The 23,381-nt window shown below is 37.8% G+C and carries 17 protein-coding genes and 4 pseudogenes; 15 read left to right on the forward strand and 6 right to left on the reverse strand.

Annotated features, from left to right (window positions below):
• Positions 1-3: 3 nt before the first annotated feature.
• Both GUU89_RS10280 and GUU89_RS10285 read right to left on the reverse strand, forming a co-directional pair.
• Positions 4-672, reverse strand: a complete 669-nt coding sequence (locus tag GUU89_RS10280; RefSeq protein ID WP_162127827.1) for a ZIP family metal transporter — start codon at positions 670-672, stop codon at positions 4-6.
• A gap of 53 nt (positions 673-725) precedes the next feature.
• On the reverse strand, positions 726-1,469 hold the full coding sequence (locus GUU89_RS10285; protein WP_162127828.1) for a class I SAM-dependent methyltransferase: 744 nt from the start codon (positions 1,467-1,469) through the stop codon (positions 726-728).
• A gap of 87 nt (positions 1,470-1,556) precedes the next feature.
• On the opposite strand from GUU89_RS10285, the gene GUU89_RS10290 reads away from it, so the two are divergent.
• Positions 1,557-2,723 (forward strand): THUMP domain-containing class I SAM-dependent RNA methyltransferase, encoded by a 1,167-nt coding sequence (locus GUU89_RS10290; protein ID WP_162127829.1) that lies wholly within the window; start codon positions 1,557-1,559, stop codon positions 2,721-2,723.
• Positions 2,724-2,807: 84 nt separating this feature from the next.
• Here GUU89_RS10290 and GUU89_RS10295 read toward each other — a convergent pair whose 3' ends face one another.
• Positions 2,808-3,335, reverse strand: coding sequence for a hypothetical protein (locus tag GUU89_RS10295; RefSeq protein WP_162127830.1), 528 nt, complete (start codon positions 3,333-3,335; stop codon positions 2,808-2,810).
• A 282-nt stretch (positions 3,336-3,617) separates the two neighbouring features.
• Here GUU89_RS10295 and tgt point away from each other — a divergent pair.
• From tgt to GUU89_RS10340, 9 genes and pseudogenes are all read left to right on the forward strand, one after another.
• Positions 3,618-4,747, forward strand: a pseudogene (gene tgt / locus GUU89_RS10300) (tRNA guanosine(34) transglycosylase Tgt).
• A 4-nt stretch (positions 4,748-4,751) separates the two neighbouring features.
• Positions 4,752-5,836: pseudogene (locus GUU89_RS10305) on the forward strand (LptF/LptG family permease).
• Complete coding sequence (locus GUU89_RS10310; RefSeq protein WP_162127831.1) at positions 5,823-6,707, forward strand: DMT family transporter; 885 nt, start codon at positions 5,823-5,825, stop codon at positions 6,705-6,707. Before GUU89_RS10305 ends, GUU89_RS10310 begins: the two are co-directional and overlap by 14 nt.
• 107 nt (positions 6,708-6,814) lie before the next feature.
• Positions 6,815-7,767 (forward strand): annotated as a pseudogene (locus GUU89_RS10315) (acetyl-CoA carboxylase carboxyltransferase subunit alpha).
• A gap of 140 nt (positions 7,768-7,907) precedes the next feature.
• A pseudogene (gene dnaB, locus GUU89_RS10320) lies at positions 7,908-9,454 on the forward strand (replicative DNA helicase).
• A gap of 86 nt (positions 9,455-9,540) precedes the next feature.
• The gene (locus GUU89_RS10325; RefSeq protein ID WP_162127832.1) at positions 9,541-10,800 is read left to right on the forward strand and encodes an asparagine synthetase B; all 1,260 of its coding nucleotides are present in this window, start codon (positions 9,541-9,543) and stop codon (positions 10,798-10,800) included.
• Between the two features lie 9 nt (positions 10,801-10,809).
• Complete coding sequence (locus tag GUU89_RS10330; protein WP_162127833.1) at positions 10,810-12,825, forward strand: histidine kinase dimerization/phosphoacceptor domain -containing protein; 2,016 nt, start codon at positions 10,810-10,812, stop codon at positions 12,823-12,825.
• A gap of 13 nt (positions 12,826-12,838) precedes the next feature.
• The gene (locus GUU89_RS10335; protein WP_162127834.1) at positions 12,839-13,570 is read left to right on the forward strand and encodes a LytR/AlgR family response regulator transcription factor; all 732 of its coding nucleotides are present in this window, start codon (positions 12,839-12,841) and stop codon (positions 13,568-13,570) included.
• Positions 13,571-13,766: 196 nt separating this feature from the next.
• Entirely contained in the window at positions 13,767-13,907 is a 141-nt protein-coding gene (locus GUU89_RS10340) for a hypothetical protein (RefSeq protein ID WP_162127835.1), read from the forward strand.
• A gap of 142 nt (positions 13,908-14,049) precedes the next feature.
• Here GUU89_RS10340 and GUU89_RS15135 read toward each other — a convergent pair whose 3' ends face one another.
• From GUU89_RS15135 to GUU89_RS10350, 3 genes are all read right to left on the reverse strand, one after another.
• Positions 14,050-15,393 carry a S9 family peptidase gene (locus GUU89_RS15135; protein WP_262886109.1) on the reverse strand — a complete coding sequence of 448 codons (1,344 nt, stop codon included), beginning with the start codon at positions 15,391-15,393 and terminating at the stop codon, positions 14,050-14,052.
• Positions 15,390-16,187: a DPP IV N-terminal domain-containing protein gene (locus GUU89_RS15140; RefSeq protein WP_262886110.1), complete on the reverse strand. Its 798-nt coding sequence runs from the start codon at positions 16,185-16,187 to the stop codon at positions 15,390-15,392. Before GUU89_RS15140 ends, GUU89_RS15135 begins: the two co-directional genes overlap by 4 nt.
• 108 nt (positions 16,188-16,295) lie before the next feature.
• Positions 16,296-16,976 carry a Crp/Fnr family transcriptional regulator gene (locus GUU89_RS10350; RefSeq protein WP_162128667.1) on the reverse strand — a complete coding sequence of 227 codons (681 nt, stop codon included), beginning with the start codon at positions 16,974-16,976 and terminating at the stop codon, positions 16,296-16,298.
• 108 nt (positions 16,977-17,084) lie between these two features.
• Here GUU89_RS10350 and GUU89_RS10355 point away from each other — a divergent pair, with 108 nt between their 5' ends.
• From GUU89_RS10355 to GUU89_RS10375, 5 genes are all read left to right on the forward strand, one after another.
• Positions 17,085-19,454, forward strand: a complete 2,370-nt coding sequence (locus tag GUU89_RS10355; RefSeq protein WP_162127836.1) for a heavy metal translocating P-type ATPase — start codon at positions 17,085-17,087, stop codon at positions 19,452-19,454.
• Positions 19,455-19,825: 371 nt separating this feature from the next.
• Positions 19,826-20,047 (forward strand): cbb3-type cytochrome oxidase assembly protein CcoS, encoded by a 222-nt coding sequence (gene ccoS, locus GUU89_RS10360; protein WP_162127837.1) that lies wholly within the window; start codon positions 19,826-19,828, stop codon positions 20,045-20,047.
• Positions 20,048-20,050: 3 nt separating this feature from the next.
• Complete coding sequence (gene ccoN / locus GUU89_RS10365; RefSeq protein WP_162127838.1) at positions 20,051-22,234, forward strand: cytochrome-c oxidase, cbb3-type subunit I; 2,184 nt, start codon at positions 20,051-20,053, stop codon at positions 22,232-22,234.
• Between the two features lie 9 nt (positions 22,235-22,243).
• On the forward strand, positions 22,244-22,411 hold the full coding sequence (locus GUU89_RS10370) for a CcoQ/FixQ family Cbb3-type cytochrome c oxidase assembly chaperone (protein WP_162127839.1): 168 nt from the start codon (positions 22,244-22,246) through the stop codon (positions 22,409-22,411).
• 19 nt (positions 22,412-22,430) lie between these two features.
• Complete coding sequence (locus GUU89_RS10375) at positions 22,431-23,375, forward strand: cbb3-type cytochrome c oxidase N-terminal domain-containing protein (protein WP_162127840.1); 945 nt, start codon at positions 22,431-22,433, stop codon at positions 23,373-23,375.
• The last annotated feature ends 6 nt before the right edge of the window (positions 23,376-23,381 follow it).

Below are 23,381 nucleotides of genomic sequence, written 5' to 3' on the forward strand. Positions count from 1 at the left end.
AATTTATAAAAAACACGCCAACAAAATCCCCAGAATAATCATTGAAATTTTGGCAATATTGAATTTATGGCCTTCACTGCTTTCAAAGATGATGGTTGAGGAAATATGAAATAAAATTCCAATCACGATAGCCGTAATTTGGGTGTAATATTGATTTAAAATCGGGAAACTATCTGAAACCAATGTCCCTAACGGCGTCATAACCGCAAAGGTCAGCATGAACAAAAACAAAGCCGTTTTGTTGAGTTGGGCGTTAAGGAAAAATGTAGTTAAGATAATAGCAATCGGTAAGTGGTGAATGGCAATGCCGTAAGCCAAATCGTGGTGATGCCCCACCGGAAAACCTTCAAGCAAAGCATGCAAACACAAACTGATGAAAAGTAACCAGGGCATTTGGGTGATTTTGTCATGACCGTGTACATGACCGTGTTCGGCTCCTTTGGAAAAAAACTCCAGGATGATTTGAAATAATATCCCGACCATAATATAAATACCCACCGAAACAGAATGATTCTCATAAACATCCGGCAAGAGGTGCATTACGGTTAAGGATAGCAAAAACGAACCGCTGAAAGCCAATAACAACTTTAGATTTTTTTTGTCTTTTGGCTTCACTCCAATCGCAATAAAATAACCTAACAGTACTGATAATAAAGGAAGAATGTAGTTCATGTTTTGTGGTAGCTTGTATTTAAACTGAGTGCTGCGTGCTCAAATCGGTCTTCTTATTTAAATATCATGATTAATCGTTCGCTGGTATTTTTATGAAACTTTTTCAGTTTATAATCGCCAAAGGTATCCAACAAGTAAATCCCGGCTTCGGTCATCATCCGTTGAAAATCTTCTAAAGTGTAGGCTCTCACTTTTTCGGTAAAATGATAGGAACAGCCGTTGTCTTCAAAATTAATTTCTTTGATAACAAAACCTTCAGCAACATTGCGTTTGATGTGAAATATAATGCCATCTACTTCTTTGGTTTCTTCCGGAATTAAATTATCAATTACCTGTTGGGCATTCATAAAATCAATTACGGCAAAACCATATTCCGAAAGACTGTCTTTAATGGCCAGTAAGGTTTTACTATCGTCTTCTTCTTTTTCGAAATAACCAAAACTGGTAAACAAATTGAAGATGGCATCAAACTTTTGGTCAAAGGGTTCGCGTTTGTCATGCACTACAAAATGCAGTGTTTCATTGGCGTTTTTGTTGGCCTCAGCGATACTGTTTTCAGATAAATCGGCACCAATAACATCATAACCCAATTGGTTCAAATAAATGGAATGACGTCCCTTGCCACAAGCTAAATCAAGCACTTTTGCCTTCTCAGGTAAGTTTAGATAATGGGTAAGATTGTCCATGAAGATTTGGGCTTCACGGTAGTTTCGGTCTTTGTATAAAATGTGGTAATAAGGGGTATCAAACCAAGAGGCGTACCAATTTTCGGATTTACAATTTGCAGTATCTGACATTTATTCTTTTCAAATGAATTCTGAACAGGCAAATTTAGTGTATTTTTGCCGATGAATTTCAAATTTTGAGTTGGAATTAAATTGACCATGGAGAATTTTAAAATGATTGCCAAGACCTTTTTTGGTTTTGAAGAAATATTATTAAAAGAATTACAACAGCTGGGCGCACAGGATGTTGAAATCGGAACGCGTGCCGTTAGTTTTAAAGGCGATAAAGGGTTTATGTACAAAGCCAATTTGTCGTTGCGAACGGCTTTGAAAATTCTTAAACCCATCTATTATTTTCGGGCTACCAATGACCAGAATTTATATAAAGGAATTCAAGGAATAGATTGGTCTAAATACTTGAATGCCAACCAAACTTTTGTAATTGACACCACGATTCATTCGGATAATTTCAAGCACTCTCAGTTTGTTTCCCAAAAAGCGAAAGATGCAATTGTAGACCAGTTCCGCGATAAGTTAGGTATGCGTCCAAGCATAGACAAAGACTTCCCCGATTTGCGAATCAATATTCATATCGACAGAGATCAATGTTCAGTAGCACTCGATACATCGGGAGCTTCTTTACATCATAGAGGATATAGAACGGCAACCAATATTGCTCCGATAAACGAAGTCTTAGCTGCAGGAATGTTGTTATTATCAGGTTGGGACGGCAGCACAGATTTCTTAGATCCAATGTGTGGTTCAGGGACTATTTTGGCGGAAGCCGCTATGATTGCTTGTAATATTCCGGCCAACATTAACCGCAAGGAATTTGCTTTCGAAAAATGGAACGATTGGGACAATGATTTGTTTGACCAAATTATCGATGCGTTGATGAAACGTACTAAGGAATTCCATCACAATATCATTGGGTATGACAAAGCCCCAAGTGCTGTGCAAAAAGCCAAAGACAATATTCAAAATGCCAATTTGGATGAGTATGTAACCATTAGTCAAGCTAATTTTTTTGAAACTAAGAAAGAATCGGCAGGCCCGTTGCACATGGTTTTCAATCCGCCGTATGGAGAACGTTTGGATATTGAATTAGAACGTTTTTACCGTGAATTGGGTGATACTTTGAAGAACAATTATCCTAATACCAATGCTTGGTTTATTACAGGAAATTTAGAAGCTTTAAAATTTGTCGGACTGCGACCATCGCGCAAAATCAAGCTTTTCAACGGAAGTTTGGAAGCCCGTTTAGTGAAATACGAAATGTATGCCGGCAGCAAGCGAACTAAGTTTCAGCAAAGTTCAGAAGAATAGGCACTAGTTGGCTAACATAGTAAAAATAAAAGGCAACCTTTACAATTGAGGGTTGCCTTTTTGTATGCAGTATAATTTGACTGTTTAGTGCTTGTTGTAATCATCAATTACTTGATAAATATCACCAGACTTATAAACTTTTTCTTTGATTTTTTGGGCTAATTCCGGATAGTCGGCAAAGTAGCGTCCGGCATACAGCTTGAAATCGGCATTATCATTCACACCAAAATCTTCGTGAAGTAAAGTAGCCGCAGGCTCTCCGGGTCTTATAGCGTAATAAGTGGCACCACTGTAACTAAAACTCTGAAAACCGCTCCCGGAATTGGCAAAGCCACTCCAATCATAAGTACCGGTGTACAAACTTACTTTAGTGCCGGTAACGACCAATTTCAGCATTTGCTTCTTTTTTTGGATTTTTTTTCCGCTAAAGTTATAAACCGGCATGTTGTAATATTCGGCAGGGAGGCTGAAAACAGTAGCTTTAAAAGCTAATTTTTTGACATCCTCCAAATCAATTTTCTCCTTGCTATCACCCATTTTCAAGGTTATCGATTTGGCTCCTGATTTTAAAGGAAACTCAATCAGGCCTACTTTGGTACTGCCATCTTCCATATATACAGTGCAAGGGATATCTTTGCCTCCGGAGACCTTTGGAGTAAAACTTTGTAAACAGGTGAAGCAAAAAATAAACAGTAAAATGTTTTCATAAAGGGTGGTTTAGAGGTTAGTCTTTTTAATTTAAAATAAATCAATTGCTAAGCTACTAAAAAACTTTTTATAAATTACTTACTAAACTCATTGACAAGATATTCGGTTTCATTTGTTAAATAAAATCCTAAATCCTAATTCCTAAATCCTAATTCTTTTATCTTTGCCGACTGTAAAATACCGAGAATGAAATTTGATTTACTTGCGAATGACCCCGATTCAAAAGCCCGTGCCGGAAGCATCACTACCGATCACGGCGTAATTGAAACCCCAATATTTATGCCTGTTGGTACCGTTGCTTCTGTAAAAGGAGTACACCAACGCGAATTAAAAGAAGAAATCAATCCCGATATTATTTTGGGAAATACCTACCATTTATACCTTCGTCCGCAAACCGATATTCTTGAAAAAGCCGGTGGTTTGCACAAATTCATGAATTGGGATAGAAATATCTTAACCGACAGTGGTGGCTATCAAGTATATTCGCTCTCTGCCAATAGAAAAATTAAAGAGGAAGGTGTAAAATTCAAATCGCATATCGACGGTTCTTACCACGTGTTTACACCCGAAAATGTAATGGAAATCCAACGTACCATTGGTGCCGATATTATCATGGCTTTTGATGAATGTACGCCTTATCCGTGTGATTATCGCTATGCTCAACGTTCGATGCACATGACGCACCGTTGGTTAAATCGATGTATTGCTCATTTGGAAAAAACACCAACAAAATATGGGTACGACCAAACTTTTTCCCAATCGTTCAAGGAAGTACATATAAAGACTTACGCCAGCAATCAGCCGAATATATTGCCAATGCCGGAGCCGAAGGAAATGCCATCGGAGGCTTATCCGTAGGTGAACCAGCTGAAGAAATGTACGCTATGACCGAAGTGGTTACGGCCATTTTACCGCAAGACAAACCCCGTTATTTAATGGGAGTAGGAACGCCAATCAATATTTTAGAAAACATTGCCTTAGGGATTGACATGTTTGACTGTGTAATGCCAACACGTAACGCCCGAAACGGAATGTTATTTACCGCTAACGGTACCATCAATATTAAAAATAAAAAGTGGGAAGCTGATTTTTCGCCGATTGATGAAATGGGGCATACTTTTGTGGACACTGAGTATACAAAAGCTTACTTACGCCACTTATTTGCGGCCAACGAATATTTGGGCAAACAAATTGCTACGATTCACAATTTAGGGTTCTATATGTGGTTGGTTCGTGAAGCAAGAAAACATATCTTAGCAGGAGATTTCAGAACCTGGAAAGACATGATGGTAAAACAAATGAGTCAAAGACTATAAGCTCATGTTAAAAATTATTGACAAGTACATACTCAAGCGATATTTAGTAACATTCTCTGTAATGTTGCTGATGTTTATTCCTATCGGAATCGTGATTGATGTTTCGGAAAAGGTCAATAAGATGATAGAAAACAAGGTGCCATTCAGTGCTATTGCCAAATATTATCTCGATTTTACCATTTATTTCGCTAATTTACTGTTCCCTATATTTTTATTCTTATCCGTGATTTGGTTTACCTCTAAATTAGCGAACAATACAGAGATTATTGCCATATTGAGTTCGGGGATTTCGTTCTCCAGATTCCTTCGGCCTTATATTATTGGTGCCACTATTGTTTCCTTGTTTGCCTTGGTGATGAGTATCTTTTTAGTGCCCAATGCCAGCGCCGGCTTTAAAGATTTCAGGTACCGATACCTCATTGGTAACGGCGTCAGCGAAATGCGAGACAACTCCGATGTCTTCCGTCAGGTTAGTAAAGACGAGTATATTTTTGTGAGTAACTTTCAGGATATTTCTAAAATAGCGTTCAATTTTTCGATGGAGAAATTCAAAGACGATAAACTCCAATACAAATTAACGGCTGGCAGAATCAAATGGAATCCTAAAGACAGCACCTATACCCTCTATAATTATAACAAAAGAAAAATAGGGGAGTTTGGTGATATTATTGAATCCGGCGAGAAGAAAGATACTGTTTTTAATTTCGATTTAGAAGATTTAGCTCCGGTGGTTTATATCGCGGAAACCTTGAATCTTAGAGATTTAAACAAGTTTATCGATAAAGAAAAAGCACGAGGATCTTCTAATATCAATGTGTATTTGGTGGTGTTATATAAAAATACAGTATCCCGGTTTCAGCTTTTATACTGACAATTATTGCGGTTGCGGTTTCGTCCATGAAACGAAGAGGTGGAATGGGAACTAACCTCGCCATAGGTATCATTTTGGCGTTTTCATTTGTCTTTTTTGATAAAATATTTGGCGTACTAGCCGAAAAATCAACCATGCCGCCCATCATAGCGGTTTGGATTCCTAATATTGTTTTCGGAATTTTAGCCATTTATCTGCTACGCAATGCCAAGCGATAATGTAAAAAGCTACCTGCACCTCCATTTAATAGTTTTTATTTGGGGATTTACGGCAGTGTTGGGCGCCTTAATCACACTTGATGCTTTGCCGTTAGTTTGGTTCCGTATGCTGTTTGCCGTCGGATTTATAGCCATTTATATTTATTTCAAAAAACTGCCGTTAAAAGTATCCGGTAAAGCGTTACTACAGTTTTTGTTTTCCGGATTGATTATCGCCCTGCATTGGTTTACATTCTTTCACGCGATTAAAATTTCGAACATTTCCATCACTTTAGCTTGTCTTTCAACCGGTGCTTTATTCGCCTCTTTGTTGGAACCTATTTTATATGGCAAAAAAATTGTTTGGTACGAAGTATTTTTCGGATTGCTGGTCGTAGTGGGATTGTATATCATTTTTAATGTAGAAGGCAGTTACTTTTTGGGAATGATTACCGCCTTGACTTCCGCTTTTCTTTCGGCTTTGTTTGCTGTAATTAACAGTAAATTGGTTAAGTCATACGATGCTACGATTATCTCGTTTTACGAACTTAGCGGCGGCGTAATTTTCTTTACTTTTCTATTGTTATTCACCCATAGTTTTTCGCCGGACTTCTTCGTGCTTTCGGTTAAAGATTTGATTTATTTATTGATACTGAGTTCGGTTTGTACCGCTTATGCTTTTATTGCCTCAACTTCGGTAATGAAGTTTTTGAGTCCGTATACGGTCATGCTGACCATCAATTTAGAGCCTATTTACGGAATAATTTTAGCCGTAATTGTCTTTAACGATAAAGAAAAAATGAGCGTTGAATTCTACATTGGAGCCGTTATTATCTTAGCCACAGTACTTTTAAATGCTTTCATTAAAAGCCGAAAGAAACGTTTAAATTAAGGTTAGCTGGTCGTTAATTTTTATTTAAAACTAATCTTCAAAAAGTGCTTTTTATCACAATATAAAATTTTATATTTGCTGTTCGATTAAACAAAACTAACAACCCTATGGAATATTTAGATTTTGAACTTCCTATCAAAGAATTAGAAGAACAACTCGATAAATGCCAGTTAATCGGTGCCGAATCTAATGTAGATGTCACCGCTACTTGTAAACAAATTGAAAAAAATTAGAGGAAACCAAACGTAAAATCTACAAAAATTTAACCGCTTGGCAACGTGTACAATTATCACGTCATCCTAATCGTCCTTATACTTTAGAACACATTACGAACCTAACCAAAGGCACTTTTTTAGAAATGTTTGGCGACAGAAATTTCAAAGATGACAAAGCCATGGTTGGTGGTTTAGGTAAAATTGACGGACAGTCGTTTATGCTTATCGGACAACAAAAAGGAATCAATACCAAAATGCGTCAGTTGCGTAATTTCGGTATGGCCAGTCCGGAAGGTTATCGCAAAGCATTGCGTTTGATGAAAATGGCTGAAAAATTCAATGTTCCTGTGGTAACTTTAATTGACACCCCGGGAGCTTTCCCTGGTTTAGAAGCCGAAGAAAGAGGTCAAGGTGAAGCCATTGCCCGAAACATTTTGGAAATGGTACGTTTGAAAGTGCCAATCATCTGTGTTATCATTGGAGAAGGTGCTTCAGGTGGTGCTTTAGGAATAGGGGTTGGAGACAGAGTATTGATGATGGAAAACACTTGGTATTCGGTTATTTCTCCTGAGTCTTGTTCGTCTATCCTTTGGAAAAGTTGGGAGTATAAAGAGCAAGCGGCCGAAGCGTTGAAATTGACTTCTTCCGATATGAAAAAAATGAAATTGGTAGATGATGTTATTCCGGAACCACTTGGCGGAGCCCACTACGATAAAGAAACAACATTTAAAACCGTAGAGCAATATATTATCAAAGCGTTTAACGAATTGAAAGATTTATCAACAGAAGAATTAGTGGCGCAAAGGATGGATAAATACAGCAAAATGGGCGAATACAAAGAGTAATTTCTTATAAAATATATCTTAATCCGAAGCCCAATGGTTTCGGATTTTTTTTTGGTTGTTAACAAAAAATACAAACTTATAAACATTGGTTTTGAATAACTCGATTCCGATACTTTTTACAAAATAGCTACTTTCGTCTCATGGAAAACCTCAGAAATATTAACCCTATCAAAGTAGATAAAACTACCATTATCAACTTAGAAAAAGGAAAGCTCCCGCCACAAGCCATGGATTTGGAAGAAGCGGTGTTGGGTGCGATGATGATTGATAAAAAGGGAGTAGATGAGGTAATTGATATTTTGCAACCTGATGCTTTTTATAAAGACGCCCACAAACATATTTTTGAAGCTATTTTTCAGTTATTCACAGATTCTCAGCCTATCGACTTATTAACCGTTTCGGCTCAATTAAAAAGAGCGGTAAGTTGGATTTAGCTGGCGGTGATTTTTACTTAATTCAGCTAACGCAAAAAATATCCTCTTCAGCGCATATTGAATTTCACTCCAGAATTATTCTTCAAAAATACATCCAACGAAGTTTAATCAAAATTTCATCCGAAATCATTGAAGAGTCGTATGATGAATCTACTGATGTATTTGATTTATTGGATAAAGCCGAATCTAAACTTTACGAAGTAACCCAAGGTAATATTAAACGTAGTTCGGAAACCGCGCAAAGTTTAGTAATCCAGGCGAAAAAACGTATCGAAGAAATTGCCAATAAAGAAGGGTTGAGCGGTATAGCCACAGGCTTTGAAAAATTGGATAAAGTAACTTCCGGTTGGCAACCATCCGATTTGATTATTATCGCGGCTCGTCCGGGTATGGGTAAAACAGCTTTCGTATTGTCGATGGCGCGTAATATTGCTATTGATTTTGGTCATCCGGTAGCATTGTTCTCGCTGGAGATGTCTTCGGTACAGTTGATTACTCGACTAATTTCTTCGGAAACCACGTTGTCTTCTGAAAAACTAAGAACCGGAAAACTAGAAAAACACGAATGGGAGCAGCTTTCTACCAAAGTTAAAGATTTGGAAAAAGCGCCATTGTATATTGATGATACGCCATCGCTTTCTATTTTTGATTTAAGAGCCAAAGCAAGACGTTTGTCATCCCAACATGGGATTAAGTTAATCATCGTCGATTATCTTCAATTAATGACGGCCGGCGGAAGCAATGGTAAAGGCGGCGGAAACCGTGAACAGGAAATCTCGACCATCTCCAGAAACTTAAAGGCCTTAGCTAAAGAATTAGAAGTACCGGTAATCGCCTTGTCACAGTTATCGCGTGCTGTGGAAACTCGTGGTTCGAGCAAACGACCTTTGCTGTCTGACTTGCGTGAATCGGGAGCTATTGAGCAGGATGCCGATATCGTATCTTTCATCTACCGTCCGGAATATTATAAAATTGACGAATGGGATGACGATGAGCAAACACCAACAGCCGGGCAAGCGGAATTTATCATTGCGAAACACCGTAACGGTTCCTTGGAAAATATTCGTTTGAAGTTCATCGGTAACCTTGGTAAGTTTGACAACTTAGAAGAATATGGCAGTGCGTTTGATGATTTACCATCTAAAATGAATCACGATGACAATCCGTTTATCACTAAGAACCTGCCTTCAGCTCATGAAGCTTTTGGTAGTAATATCAACAGAGATGACGACGATAGCGATGTTCCATTCTAAATAATACAATCCCGATTCACTCGGGATTTTTTTATGTTTTTCTTCACAGTAAATCTGTTATCTTTGGTTTGTAATTTTTAATAGCAATGTTTAAAAAATCACTCTATATTTTCCTTTTATTGATTTCCTTTTCCATAAAGGCCAACTTTATTTTGCTGCCTATGGATGAGACCACTCAAAAGAATCATCTCAAAGCCTATGGTATTACTTATTGGGCTCTGGACAAACACTATAAGGCCAGTTGGTTGTTAAATTATCGTGGAGGTTCATTCCTGTTACCGGATGTTCCTGAAATTCGAAAAGAGTGTCAAATCAGAGGCGTAAGTTTTGAAGTCATGTCTGATGGTGAAATGCAGTCTGTTTTGGATGAAATTTCAAGTCCGTCACAAAATATGGAAACGGTAGTTTTAGAAAAAGCTCCTAAGATTGCCGTGTATTCGCCACCAGGGAAACAACCATGGGACGATGCGGTGACGATGGTTTTAACGTATGCGGAAATTCCGTTTAAAGTGGTTTATGATGAAGAAGTATTAAGCGATCAGTTACTTTTATACGATTGGTTGCACTTGCATCACGAAGATTTTACCGGACAGTACGGAAAGTTCTACGGTGCTTACAGGAATGCTCCTTGGTATATCGAACAAAAGAAAGACGCCGAAGCGTTGGCTGCTAAATTAGGTTTTGCCAAAGTCTCTCAGGAGAAATTGGCCGTAGCCAAAAAGATTCGCGATTTTGTTATTGGCGGTGGTTTTATGTTTGCGATGTGTTCTGCAACAGATAGCTTTGATATTGCACTTTCCGCAGAAGGAGCTGATATTTGTGAACCTATGTTTGATGGCGACGACAGCGAACCCAATTACCAATCCAAAATCGATTATAGTAAAACGTTTGCCTTTAAAGATTTTATTTTAGACCGAAGACCTGACCACTATGAGTTTTCAGATATTGATATGACCGAAAAACGCAAGATTCCGTTTGAAAAAGATTATTTCACTTTAATGGAATTCTCTGCCAAATGGGATGTGATTCCAAGTATGCTTTGTCAAAATCACACCCAACTTATCAAAGGTTTCATGGGACAAACGACTTCGTTTGACAGCAGTTTGATAAAATCAAGTGTACTAGTTTTAGGAAAAAACGAAATCAACGATGAAGCGCGATACATACACGGGCAAAAAGGAAAAGGTTTCTTTACATTCTATGGCGGACACGACCCCGAAGATTACCAGCACCGAGTAGGTGATGAGCCAACAGTATTAGATTTGCATCCCAACTCACCGGGTTTCCGTTTGATACTTAACAACGTTTTGTTTCCTGCAGCCAGAAAGAAACCACAGAAAACATAATCCTTGCGTATGAGTAAAAAAGTACTTCTTTTATTGCTGCTGTTTGGCTTTTCATTTTCGTATGCCCAAAATGAAAAAGTTATCGATAGTTTACAAAAAGAATTACTTCGATTCAAAAAGAAAAATGCTGCACCCTTCACTTTACGCGATTCAACACGGTGTAACTTACTGCTTGATATTGCTAACGCTTATAACGAATCCAATCCGGATAAAGCCTTTGCTTATGCTAAAGAAGCCTTGGTACTCAGCAGCAAAATCAACTTTCAAAAAGGAGTAGCATTAGCTCATACCACTTTCGGAAAAATTTATAACGGCAAAGGGGATTTCAATGTGGCCATTACACACATCACTAAAGCCATTGCTATAAACAAAACACTCCAGGTTCCTGAAAATCTGGCTGACAGTTACTTTACACTGGGACAATCGTACTTGTTTTTAAACAATTATACCTCTTCTTTAAAAAATCTCAATCTGGCTTTAAGTGGTTTTGAAAAATTACATAAAAAAGCTAAAGCAGCCCGGATTTACAATAATATGGCCATTCTTTACGGCAAATTAGACAATGCCAAAGAAGAATTACGGTATTATAATATGGCCCTGAAGATGCTGCAAAATGATCATACAGCGTATGGCCAAAATTTAAAAAACGTTGTCAGCACTAATATTGGCAATGTGTATTCCGGGAATAAGGAGTACAGTAAATCCAATGCCATTTTGGAAAAGAATATTGAATACGTTATTAAGCAGAATAAAGTCAATGGTTTGGGTTTGATTTACTTGAGAATGGGAGCCAACTACCTCGGGCTAAAACAGTTTGATAAATCATTAGCCTATTTGAATAAAGCTTTAGATTGTTTCCGAAAAATTTCCAACAAATCGGGAGAGGGAGATGCTTTGCGGGGTATCGGGAAAACGTATTATGCTATGAACCAGTTGACCAAAGCTGAGACTTACACGTTACAAGGGTTGGAGCTTTCAAAACAAATCGGGGAATTAGAATCGGTTAAATTTGCTTATGAGATTTTGGCGGATATATACAGCAAAAGCGGAAAGTATAAGCAGGCTTATGAAAACCAGGTTCTCTTTAAAAAAGTCAGTGACGCTATGTTTAATGAGCAAATCAGTTCGAAGCTGACTCAGATTCAAATGACGCATGAATTTGAACGAAAACAGGCCGTTTTAAAAGCGGAACAAGAAAAGAAAGATGCCATTCTTAAAAAAGAAGCCCTTCGGCAAAAAAGAATAAAATCAATTGTATTACTGACTTTATTGTTTGTGAGTGTCATTGCCTTGGGCGTTTACATGAATTTAAAACGTTACAAGAAACAAAAAGAGATTATTGAATCACAGAAAGAAGTCGTAGAACAACAAAAGGAACAAATACAGGATTCTTTGCTGGAAAAAGAAACGTTGTTGCGCGAGATTCACCATCGGGTCAAAAATAATCTTCAAATTATATCGAGTTTGCTCAACATGCAATCCGAAGAAATTCAGGATGAACAGGTGTTGGCTTCCATACAAGAAGGGCAGAGCAGGGTGCAGGCCATGAGTTTAATACATCAAAATTTGTATCAATCAGAGGAAATAGACAAGGTAGATGTTGAAAATTACCTGCATCAATTGGTAGATTATCTTGCTCAAATGTTTGTCGGTAACGCTAAAAATATTGCTGTACAAATTGAAACGTCCAACATTCGATTTGACTTTGAAACGGCCATTCCGTTGGGATTAATTGTAAATGAATTGGTTTCTAATGCTTTCAAGTATGCTTTTCAAACCAAAGAAAACGGTACGATTTCCATCAAAATAAAGGCTATAAACGAAATAGATTATGAATTAAAAGTAGAAGATGATGGCAATGCGCTTCCGGAAGATTTAGATATTACCAACTCCAAATCACTCGGACTGAAATTGGTAACCCTATTGAGCAAACAATTAAGAGGTAATTTTACGGTTGAAGGTAAAGAGGGAAAGACTACTTTTATAGTGTTGTTTAAAGATTTAAAAAAATATCAATCGGTGTAATATAAAACAAGAAATGGTTAAAATTCTACTTATTGAAGACGAGTTAATAATTGCCGAAGATGTGAAACGAATGCTCGCTAAAATGGGGTATCATATTATAGGTACTGCCATGGATTATGATGAAGCGCTTACAATTTTGGAACAAGAAACGCCTGATTTGATACTGTTGGATATTAATTTAAACGGCAAAAAGGACGGCATTGATTTGGCTAATACCATTAATGCTAAATACAAAATCCCCTTTGTTTATACGACTTCTTACTCTGATTCAGCCACTTTAGCCCGAGCCAAAGCTACCAATCCTATCAATTATTTAGTAAAGCCTTTTAAAGAAGAGCAATTGTTTACAGCCATAGAATTAGCGTTGTACAAATTGGCTGAAACCCATGAAAAAACCATAAACGAGCCTAAGAATGATGAGGCCTTAATTATTAAAGATGCCTTGTTTATTAAAGACAAATTCAAATACACCAAGCTTAACATCAATGATATTCTTTGGATAAAATCAGATGGCAATTATCTTGAAATTCAAACCACCAACAAGGAAGAACTTATAAGAGCGACACTCACTAATTTCATTGAAAAACTAAACAGCGACACTTTCTTTAAAACACATAAATCCTATATAGTGAATCTGGATTACCTGACCAAACTGGAAACCCATAGTGTTACTATTGTCGATAAGCAGGTACCTATCTCTAAAAACTATTACGAAGAACTGCTCAAAAAACTGAATATCGTTTAGTCTTTCTTTTTAGTACTTTCATCTTTACTAAATAACCAACCGCAGGGTATTATGGGCGCTTTGTCATTTGTTGGCGTAAAATGATATCACAAACAGCGTGTGTTTCATCACAACTTCCTAGTACTTCATCACATTTATTTTTATAACTGCGACACTATCAGTTATTTTAGGACTGTTAATCCTAAAGCTAAAGATTATGAAATCATTATTATCCTTCAGCAAAAAAGATTTATCTAAAAACGGCTTACATTATTTGAAAATTTTGGGAATGATTGCTCTGGCAGGATGTTTACTCACTTACATAGTCCTCATTGCAGAATACACTTCCGAAAGATAACGAGTAAACTATTCGTCTGTTGTTTACCTGGGGGAAACAATAGGTAATAGTTAGGTTTGGTTAAAAAGGTTTGAGAGACTCCTTTACCAAAACGAAGAACCACCCTTTGGGGTGGTTCTCTTTTTATAGTTACATCCTGATGTTACTTATTGTTATCAATCACATAGTTCAGGACCTTGGTCATCAAATGCACGCGGTCTTTGCCCAAAACATTGTGTTTGTGCATAGGATACGCAAAGAAGTCAACTTGTTTTTGTGCTTCTACAAACTTCTTAATCAATGAGAAGTTGTTTTGCATAACCACCACATCATCGCTGGTACCGTGAATTAAAAGTAATTTACCTTTTAAATCTTTTACATAGTTTAAAGTACTGGCTTCGTCAAACCCTTTTTGGTTTTCGGCAGGCGTATCCATATAACGCTCTCCGTACATTACTTCATAATATTTCCAATCCGTAACCGGTCCGCCGGCAACCCCTACTTTAAATACATCGGGCTTTCTCAACATGATGGAAGTTGTCATGAAACCTCCAAAACTCCAGCCATGAACGGCTAAACGATTCCCGTCAACATAAGGCAGTGATTTCAAATAATCCACTCCTTTCATTTGGTCATCAATCTCGTTAACGCCCAATCTTCCGTGAATCACACTTTCAAAAGCAAATCCTCTGTTGTCTGAACCGCGATTGTCAACAGTAAATACTAAATACCCTTGTTCTGCCATCCAATACATCCAAAGATTAGCGCCATCCAAATAAGAATTGGTAATCATTTGTGCATGCGGTCCGCCGTATACATAAACTAAAACAGGGTATTTTTTAGTTGGGTCAAAATTACTCGGTTTGATTAAACGGGTGTACAAATCGGTGGTGCCGTCGGCTGCTTTAATCGTTTTGATTTCGGCCGTTCCCATTACGTAACCATCGTATTTGTTTTTGCTTACTAATAAAGTCGTAGCTTTCAAATTCTTATCATACAACACTGATTTTGATGGTGTTGAATGATTGGAAAATTCGTCAAAAAACCAATTGCCATCGGTAGAAACAGAAACTGCATGTACGCCTTCCTCTTTAGTGATCAGGGTTTGTTTTCCTTTTAAATCTACTTTATACGCCAACATATTGATTGGATTAGCTCCGGTAGCGGTGAAATAAATTTCGGTTCCGGTAGGATTGCTGCCCAAAATTTCTCGGGTTGGGAATTTATTCGATGTCAGTTGTTTAATCAACTTTCCGTCAATAGAGTAGTAGTATAGGTTCTGAAAACCGTCTTTTTCACTAAACCAAACAAAGTTATTCGATTTTGAATTCGGAAAGAAAGCTTCGTGCTCTGGTTCCACCCAATTCGGATTTTTTTCGTTCAAAATACTTCTGACATAAGCTCCCGTAGCGGCATCATATACATTCAAAGACATATCATTTTGTCCTCGGTTTAACTCTGCTATCAACACATATTTTTCATCGGGCGACCAAGAAAGGTTGGTCAAATAATCATCAACATTGCCTCTTGGGGTAATAAAAGCTGTTTTTTGGTGGCTAAATTGTAAATGCCCACTCTCGGTCTTTCCGATTTTTGGCCAATCATAGGATATTTGATATTCTCTAATTTACCCGGAGTTTCGTTGATATCCAACAAAGGATAATCGGCTACATCAGTTTGGTCTTTTTGGTAAAAGGCTAAAAAAGTGGCTTTTGGCGACCAGAATATGCCGTTGTTAATACCAAATTCATTACGAGCGATAAATTGTCCTGAAACGATAGCTTCATTTGTTTCATTGGTAACCGCTATCTTTTCTTTGCTGCTATTGTAGTAGTATAAATTGTTTTTTTCAGTAAAGGCTAAATTGGCATGGTTGGCGTCAAACGTTGGGTTTTCCCCAATTTCACTAGTGGTTTGAATCAGCTTCCCTGTTTTGGTAGCCACATTGTAAGTGTAATAATTAGCCGCATCTGTAATAAGAAGGGTATTGGCATCAATGAAGGTTACTCCCGCAAAGTTTTTAAGTTTGGTTCCTAACTCTTTGTTGATATCCGTTAACGTAATTAGTTCTGAGGCTTTGCTGTCTTTGGTGTTAGCCGTCATCATTTTGGTGAAAGTATCCGCAAAATAAACATAGCGATTGGTATTTGGAATCCATTGAAATCCTAACAGTTTATCTGCTCTGAAAGCCCTGTTTTGCTGCATTACAGCTTCGTCTAAAGAGATTTTCTTCAGCTGTGCCTGCATAGAAACGACAGCTATAAAGAAAGCGAAAGTCAAAAGTATTTTTTTGTTCATCATAAGGATTTGTTTGTTGCGGTAAATGTATAAAAAAAGGATACTCTTTAGTATTGAAAAAGTATCCGGCGTTACAGTTGGTTCTGATTTCTTTTTAAGACAAGCGAAAATTTAATCGGCCAAACGGCGTAGTTTATTTTTGTCAACAATTTTGATACGTTTGCCTACCAATTCAATCAGGTTACTTTTGTTGAGTTCAGATAATAAACGAATACAACTTTCGGTGGCGGTACCAATCATTCCGGCCAATTCTTCGCGGGATAGTTGCAGGCGCAAGGTGCCATCGGTTTCATTGCCAAAGGTTTCTTCCAAATAAATCAGCGTTCCGGCCAAACGTTCCTTCACACTTTTTTGAGCCATATCAACCATGTGTACGTCAGCTTCTTTTAAATCACCGCAAATGCTTTTCATCACATTCATCGAAAAATTGTTATTCTGATTGAAGAACTGCATGATTTCCGTTTTCGGAATAAAACAAACTTCCATATCTTCTAAAGCTACGGCTGTTAAGTTAGCCGGTTCATCGCTTATCATGGAACGCTGCCCTAATAATTCGCCGGGTTTAACCAATTTTACAATTTGGTCTTTACCGTTAGAACTTAGTTTAGAAAGTTTACAAACCCCGTCTTTTACGCAATAAATACCGTTGGTCATTTCGCCTTCCTCAAAAATAGGTTCGCCTTTTTTGATAGTATAGGAAGTTTTGCAGTCCGCCATTTTGAGCAGTTCTTCTTTGCTCAATGCTTTGAGCGAACTAAACTGTCTTACGATACATTGCTCACACTTATTCATATTCATGTTCGGGTTTTGTCGTTACAAATATATTCAAAAGTATGACAAATATCATTTTTTGAAGGGAAACATAATTTGACCTTTGTCACAGGTAAAAATGAGCAAATTATGACTACATCACAGTGTTTCCATTGTGGTAATGAAATCCAGAAGAATGAAGAAATTCTTTTTGATGCTAAACAATTTTGTTGCAATGGGTGTAAAACCGTCTACGAAATTTTCAGCCAAAACGATTTATCTTGTTACTATGATTTCCAAGCAGCGCCGGGCGCTACACCACAGGATATTAAAGGAAAATATGATTTTTTAGCCAATGAAAGTATTGTTGACAAATTATTGGAATTCAAGGAGAATACAACACATATTGTTTCACTCTACATTCCTCATATACACTGTAGTTCGTGTATTTGGATTCTGGAAAATCTACAAAAACTTCAAGCAGGAATAAGCACCTCGCAGGTAAACTTCCCTGAAAAAAAAGTACGCATTACTTACCACCCCGAAAAGACATCGCTGCAGGACATTGTGGAGATGCTTTGTTCTATTGGGTACGAACCATATATCAGTTTAGAAAACTTTGACGAAGGCAAAAAGAAAGTGGACCGCTCCCTTATTTATAAAATAGGGGTGGCATTCTTTTGTTTCGGCAATATCATGCTGCTGTCGTTTCCCGAATATTTTGAAGTCAATGAATTTTGGATAGACCAATACAAAGATTTCTTCCGTTGGCTGATTTTTGCCCTTTCCTTACCGGCTTTTATTTACTCGGCCTCAGGATATTATGTAGCCGCTTGGAAAAGCATCAGACAAGGCATGCTCAATATTGAAATACCGATTGCTTTAGGGATAGTGGTAATGTTTATTCGTAGTACGGTAGATATAGTGTTCAACTACGGACAAGGGTTCTTTGACAGCATGTGCGGGCTGATTTTCTTTATGTTGTTGGGCAAACTGTTCCAGCAAAAAACCTATGACTTTCTCTCTTTTGAACGCGATTATAAATCCTATTTCCCTATTGCTATTACCAAAATTCTGCCTAACGGAAAGGAAGTAGCGGTTCAGGTATATGATATTGAAAAAGGCGATCGATTGTTAATCAGAAACCAGGAGTTGATTCCTGTTGACGGTATCTTGATTTCTGAATCGGCCTCTATTGATTACAGTTTTGTTACCGGAGAGGCGGTTCCTATTGCCAAACAATCGGGAGACAAAATATTTGCCGGAGGAAAACAACTGGGAAAAGTGATTGAAATGGAAGTGTTGTTCTCCGTTTCTCAGAGTTACTTAACACAATTGTGGAGCAACGATGTGTTTCAAAAAAGGGTAGAGCAGAAGCATAAATCCATCACCGATAAAATCAGTCGCTACTTCACCCCGGCCTTGCTGGTATTAGCTGTTGTGTCTTTTATGTATTGGGTTTTTATAGATGTTACTACAGCATTTAATGTATTTACTGCCATACTGATTGTCGCCTGTCCGTGTGCTTTGGCCCTGACGGCCCCTTTCACTTTAGGTAATGTGTTGCGCATTATGGGCAATCGAAAATTGTATTTAAAAAACGCCATAGTGGTCGAGCAATTAGCCAAAGTGGATACCATCGTTTTTGATAAAACCGGAACGATAACTACCCATAAAAAATCGGCTATAGTTCAGCATGGCGTTTTTGAGGAAGCTGATTTGGCTATACTAAAAAATGCCCTCCGAGGGTCTAACCACCCATTAAGCAGAAGGTTGTATGATTATTTACCCGAATATCCAAAAGCCACGGTTCATGATTTTGAAGAACTCACCGGAAAAGGAATTCAGGCCCTTGTTGATGGTAAAACCATTAAGATTGGTTCCGCTTCATTTGTGGGCGATGCTGACGAAAACGTACTGAAACAAACCAATGTATATGTGAGTATCGATGGCATTTATAAAGGAAAGTTCATTTTTGATAACCAATACCGCGATGGTTTAGAAGGACTGTTTGCGCAACTCAGCAAGCAATACGAAATCAAAGTCCTTTCCGGAGATAATGAAGGCGAAAAAGAAGCGCTGGAACAATTACTGCCTAAAAACACCGAGTTAGTTTTCAACCAAAAACCGGAGCAGAAACTGGCTTTTATCGAAAACCTGCAAAAACAAGGCAAGAACGTCTTGATGATTGGTGACGGTTTAAACGATGCCGGAGCCTTAGCACAAAGTAATGTCGGGATTTCTATATCCGAAAATGTGAATGTCTTTTCACCGGCTTGTGATGGTATCCTTGACGCGTCTCAGTTTAAGAAAATTGATTTCTTTTTAGGCTATTCTAAAAATGCGATGCGCACTATTTACATGAGTTTTGGGTTGTCGTTATTGTATAATGTGGTTGGATTGAGTTTTGCCGTGTCCGGAAATTTATTGCCCATAGTGGCGGCTATCATTATGCCATTGAGTACGATTACTATTGTCGGTTTTGTAACTGTGATGAGTAACTATTTCGCCCGAAAATAATAAGAAAAGGGAACTCAGCTTATCGCTTTTTTATGGAAGTACTTTCACGGGTACTCATTTAAAATTAGAGTCGCTTTATTTTCTTGCGACATAAAACAAAACCTAATTTATAAAAGATGGTTTACTTGAATAATCCATTACAAAAATAGCATAAGGTATCGGTATATTATTTTCCTGTTACGCTTCGACTTTTGTTCGATGTTGGTTCGCAAAGGGGTAGTACAATACCGAACAAAACCCGAACAAAACCGCAAGGAAAATAGACCAAGTCAGACGTCGTTTTACAATTCCTGTTTTAATTTCAACAGTATGATAAATATCATATTTTAAGAATAACCCCAACAGTAACTTTGCTTACACAAATTAGAGGTATGAGTGTCATTTATTTATTAATATCCATCAGTATTATCGTAGCAGGAGTGTTTTTATACGCTTTTTTAAGAGCCGTGAAAACGGGTCAGTATGACGATGATTACACCCCATCGGTTCGAATGCTTTTTGACGATGAGTTGGTTAAAGGAAGTACCAAACCGGAGCTTCCAAATTCAGAAACAGAGAATATCAAAACTAGAATAAAAACCAAAATAATTTAAACAATGGAAATGCAACAATTTTATTACGACAACAAAATTGTAAAGAAGTTTCTCTACGCCAGTATCATTTTTGGCTTAGTAGGAATGCTGGTAGGGCTATTATTAGCCGTATTTTTTCTTTTCCCGAACTTAACTGACGGTGTATCGTTTTTAAGCTTCGGTCGATTGAGACCTTTACATACCAATGCGGTAATTTTTGCCTTTGTAGGTAACGCTATGTTTGCCGGAGTGTATTACTCTTTGCAACGTTTACTAAAGGCCAGAATGTACAGTAATTTTTTAAGTAATCTTCACTTCTGGGGATGGCAGTTAATTATCGTTGCGGCGGCTATTACGCTGCCTTTAGGTTACACTACCTCTAAAGAGTACGCCGAATTAGAATGGCCTATTGATATTGCCATCGCTTTAATTTGGGTAGCTTTTGGTATTAACATGATTGGTACCATTATTAAAAGAAGAGAGCGTCATTTATATGTGGCAATTTGGTTTTACATAGCCACTTTTGTTACCGTAGCCGTATTGCATATTTTCAATAGTTTAGAATTACCGGTTTCGGCTTTAAAAAGTTATTCGGTTTATGCCGGAGTACAAGATGCCTTAGTACAATGGTGGTACGGACACAACGCGGTGGCCTTCTTCTTAACCACTCCGTTCTTGGGAATGATGTACTATTTTGTACCCAAAGCGGCTAACCGTCCTGTTTATTCTTATAGATTATCCATCATCCACTTCTGGTCATTGATTTTCCTTTACATCTGGGCAGGACCACACCACTTATTGTATTCTTGTTTACCGGATTGGGCACAAAACTTAGGAGTAGTATTCTCTATTATGTTGATTGCACCATCTTGGGGAGGTATGATTAATGGACTATTAACCTTAAGAGGGGTTTGGGACAAAGTGCGTACGGATTCAGTATTAAAATTCTTCGTAGTAGCAATTACCGGTTATGGTATGGCCACTTTTGAAGGCCCTATGTTATCTCTTAAAAATGTAAATGCTATTGCTCACTTTACCGATTGGATTATTGCTCACGTGCACGTTGGGGCTTTAGCTTGGAACGGATTCTTAATCTTCGGTATGATTTACTGGTTGATTCCACGTTTGACAAAAACTACGCTATATTCTGAAAAACTAGCCAATTTCCATTTCTGGATTGGAACTTTAGGAATTGTATTGTATGCTTTACCAATGTATGTGGCCGGATTTACACAGGCTTCTATGTGGAAACAATTCAAACCGGACGGAACGTTACAATATGGTAACTTCTTAGAAACCGTAACGCAAATTATGCCAATGTATTGGATGAGAGCTATTGGAGGTTCTTTATACTTAATCGGTATGCTTGTATTGATTTACAATATTGTAAAAACAGTAAAACAAGGAAGCACTGTAGAAGATGAATTAGCGGAAGCTCCTGAGTTATCTAAAATTACTACCGGAAGATTGAAAGGTGAAAAATTCCACCCTTGGTTAGAAAGACGTCCTATTCAATTGACCATCTTAGCTACTGTTGCTATCTTAATTGGAGGTATTATTCAAATTGTACCAACCATTATGGTAAAATCAAACATACCAACGATTGCTGCGGTAAAACCTTATACACCGCTTGAATTACAAGGACGTGATTTATACATCCGTGAAGGTTGTGTGGGTTGTCACTCTCAAATGATTCGTCCGTTCCGTTCAGAAGTAGTTCGTTATGGTGATTATTCTAAATCAGGTGAATATGTATACGATCACCCATTCTTATGGGGTTCTAAACGTACCGGTCCGGATTTACACCGTGAAGGAGGTAAGTATAATGACAACTGGCATTTTAACCACATGTGGAGTCCACAAAGTATTTCACCGGGTTCTATTATGCCGGCTTACAAATGGTTGTTTGATAACAAAGCCATGGACTATTCAAGTACAGAAGCAAAAATGAAAGTAATGCAAACCATGGGCGTGCCTTACACAGAAGCTGATATTACTAATGCCAAACAAAGTATCGAAGCTCAAGCTTCAACTATCGAGAAGAATCTTTACAACGATCCTGATTTTGTAAAATCATACGAAGCCAGTAAAGCCAAAGCCGTAGCTAAGGGAGAAGCTTTTGTACCAATGAAAGACAGAGAGATTGTAGCCTTGATTGCATACTTGCAACGTTTAGGAACGGATATCAAAGTAAAAAACACTAAATAGTAAATCGCCATGTTAAAGTTTGTGCAACATAATTTAGAATCTATTGCCGGAGTAGCAATATATCCTATCATTTCCTTACTGATTTGCTTTACTTTTTTCGTAGGTCTGTTCTTTTGGGTGTTTACCTATAAAAAAGAAAAGATTCAGGAATTGAGCGAGCTTCCTATCAAAGAATAATAAATCAAAAGTTATAATCATGAAAAAATTAATCCCAGTATATGTCAGAGTACCGTTGATTTTTGCCAGTGTTTTTGCAGCATTGGAATACTTCATCGACTCAGGCGACCGCCCAGCTTTTATCAAATACCCGATGGTAGCTTTGTTTTTAGTAGTATTTCTTTTCTTGCTGGTTGCCATTGAAATGGTCATTAGTGCGGTAGACAATGTGACCTATCACATGTTGTCCGAAGAACAGAAAAAACAATTGGCCGAGGCTCAGTCTGTGCCTTTCACCGAAAGTGCTTTCTACCAAAGTATCTTGAAAAAATTAACCCGTTCTAAAAGCGTTGAACAAGAAGCCGATGTTATGCTAGACCATAACTATGATGGTATTCGCGAGTTAGATAATGTGTTACCACCATGGTGGGTATACTTGTTCTATGGTACGATTATTTTTGCCGGTATTTACTTGGTACGTTTCCACATTATGGGCGATTACAATCAGGATCAGGAATTTCAAACCGAGATGAATGAGGCTAAAGTTGCTGTTGATGCTTATATGAAAACCGCTCCGGATATGATGAGTAAAGACAAAGTAACCTTGTTAACAGATGCTCCTAGTCTAGCAGCCGGTAAAACGATATTCCAAACCAACTGTATTGCTTGTCACCGAGCAGATGGTGGTGGGCAAATCGGGCCGAACCTTACCGATGAGTTTTGGATTAACGGTGGTGGTATTAAAAATGTGTTCAACACCATTATGGAAGGTGGTCGTGACGGTAAAGGAATGGTTTCTTGGAAAGCGACTATCAAGCCATCCGATATTCAAAAAGTAGCTAGTTATGTCCTTTCATTACAAGGTTCAAAACCGGCGAATCCGAAACCTACAGAGCAAGAAGCTAAGGAGTGGAAAGAAGAGGGCGCTGCTACGGCTCCGGCTGCACCAGCAGTGGCTGACAGTACTAAAGTAGCCGTAAAATAATTAAAT

It is taken from the genome of Flavobacterium phycosphaerae, from assembly GCF_010119235.1.
In the GTDB taxonomy this organism is placed as follows: Bacteria; Bacteroidota; Bacteroidia; order Flavobacteriales; family Flavobacteriaceae; genus Flavobacterium; species Flavobacterium phycosphaerae.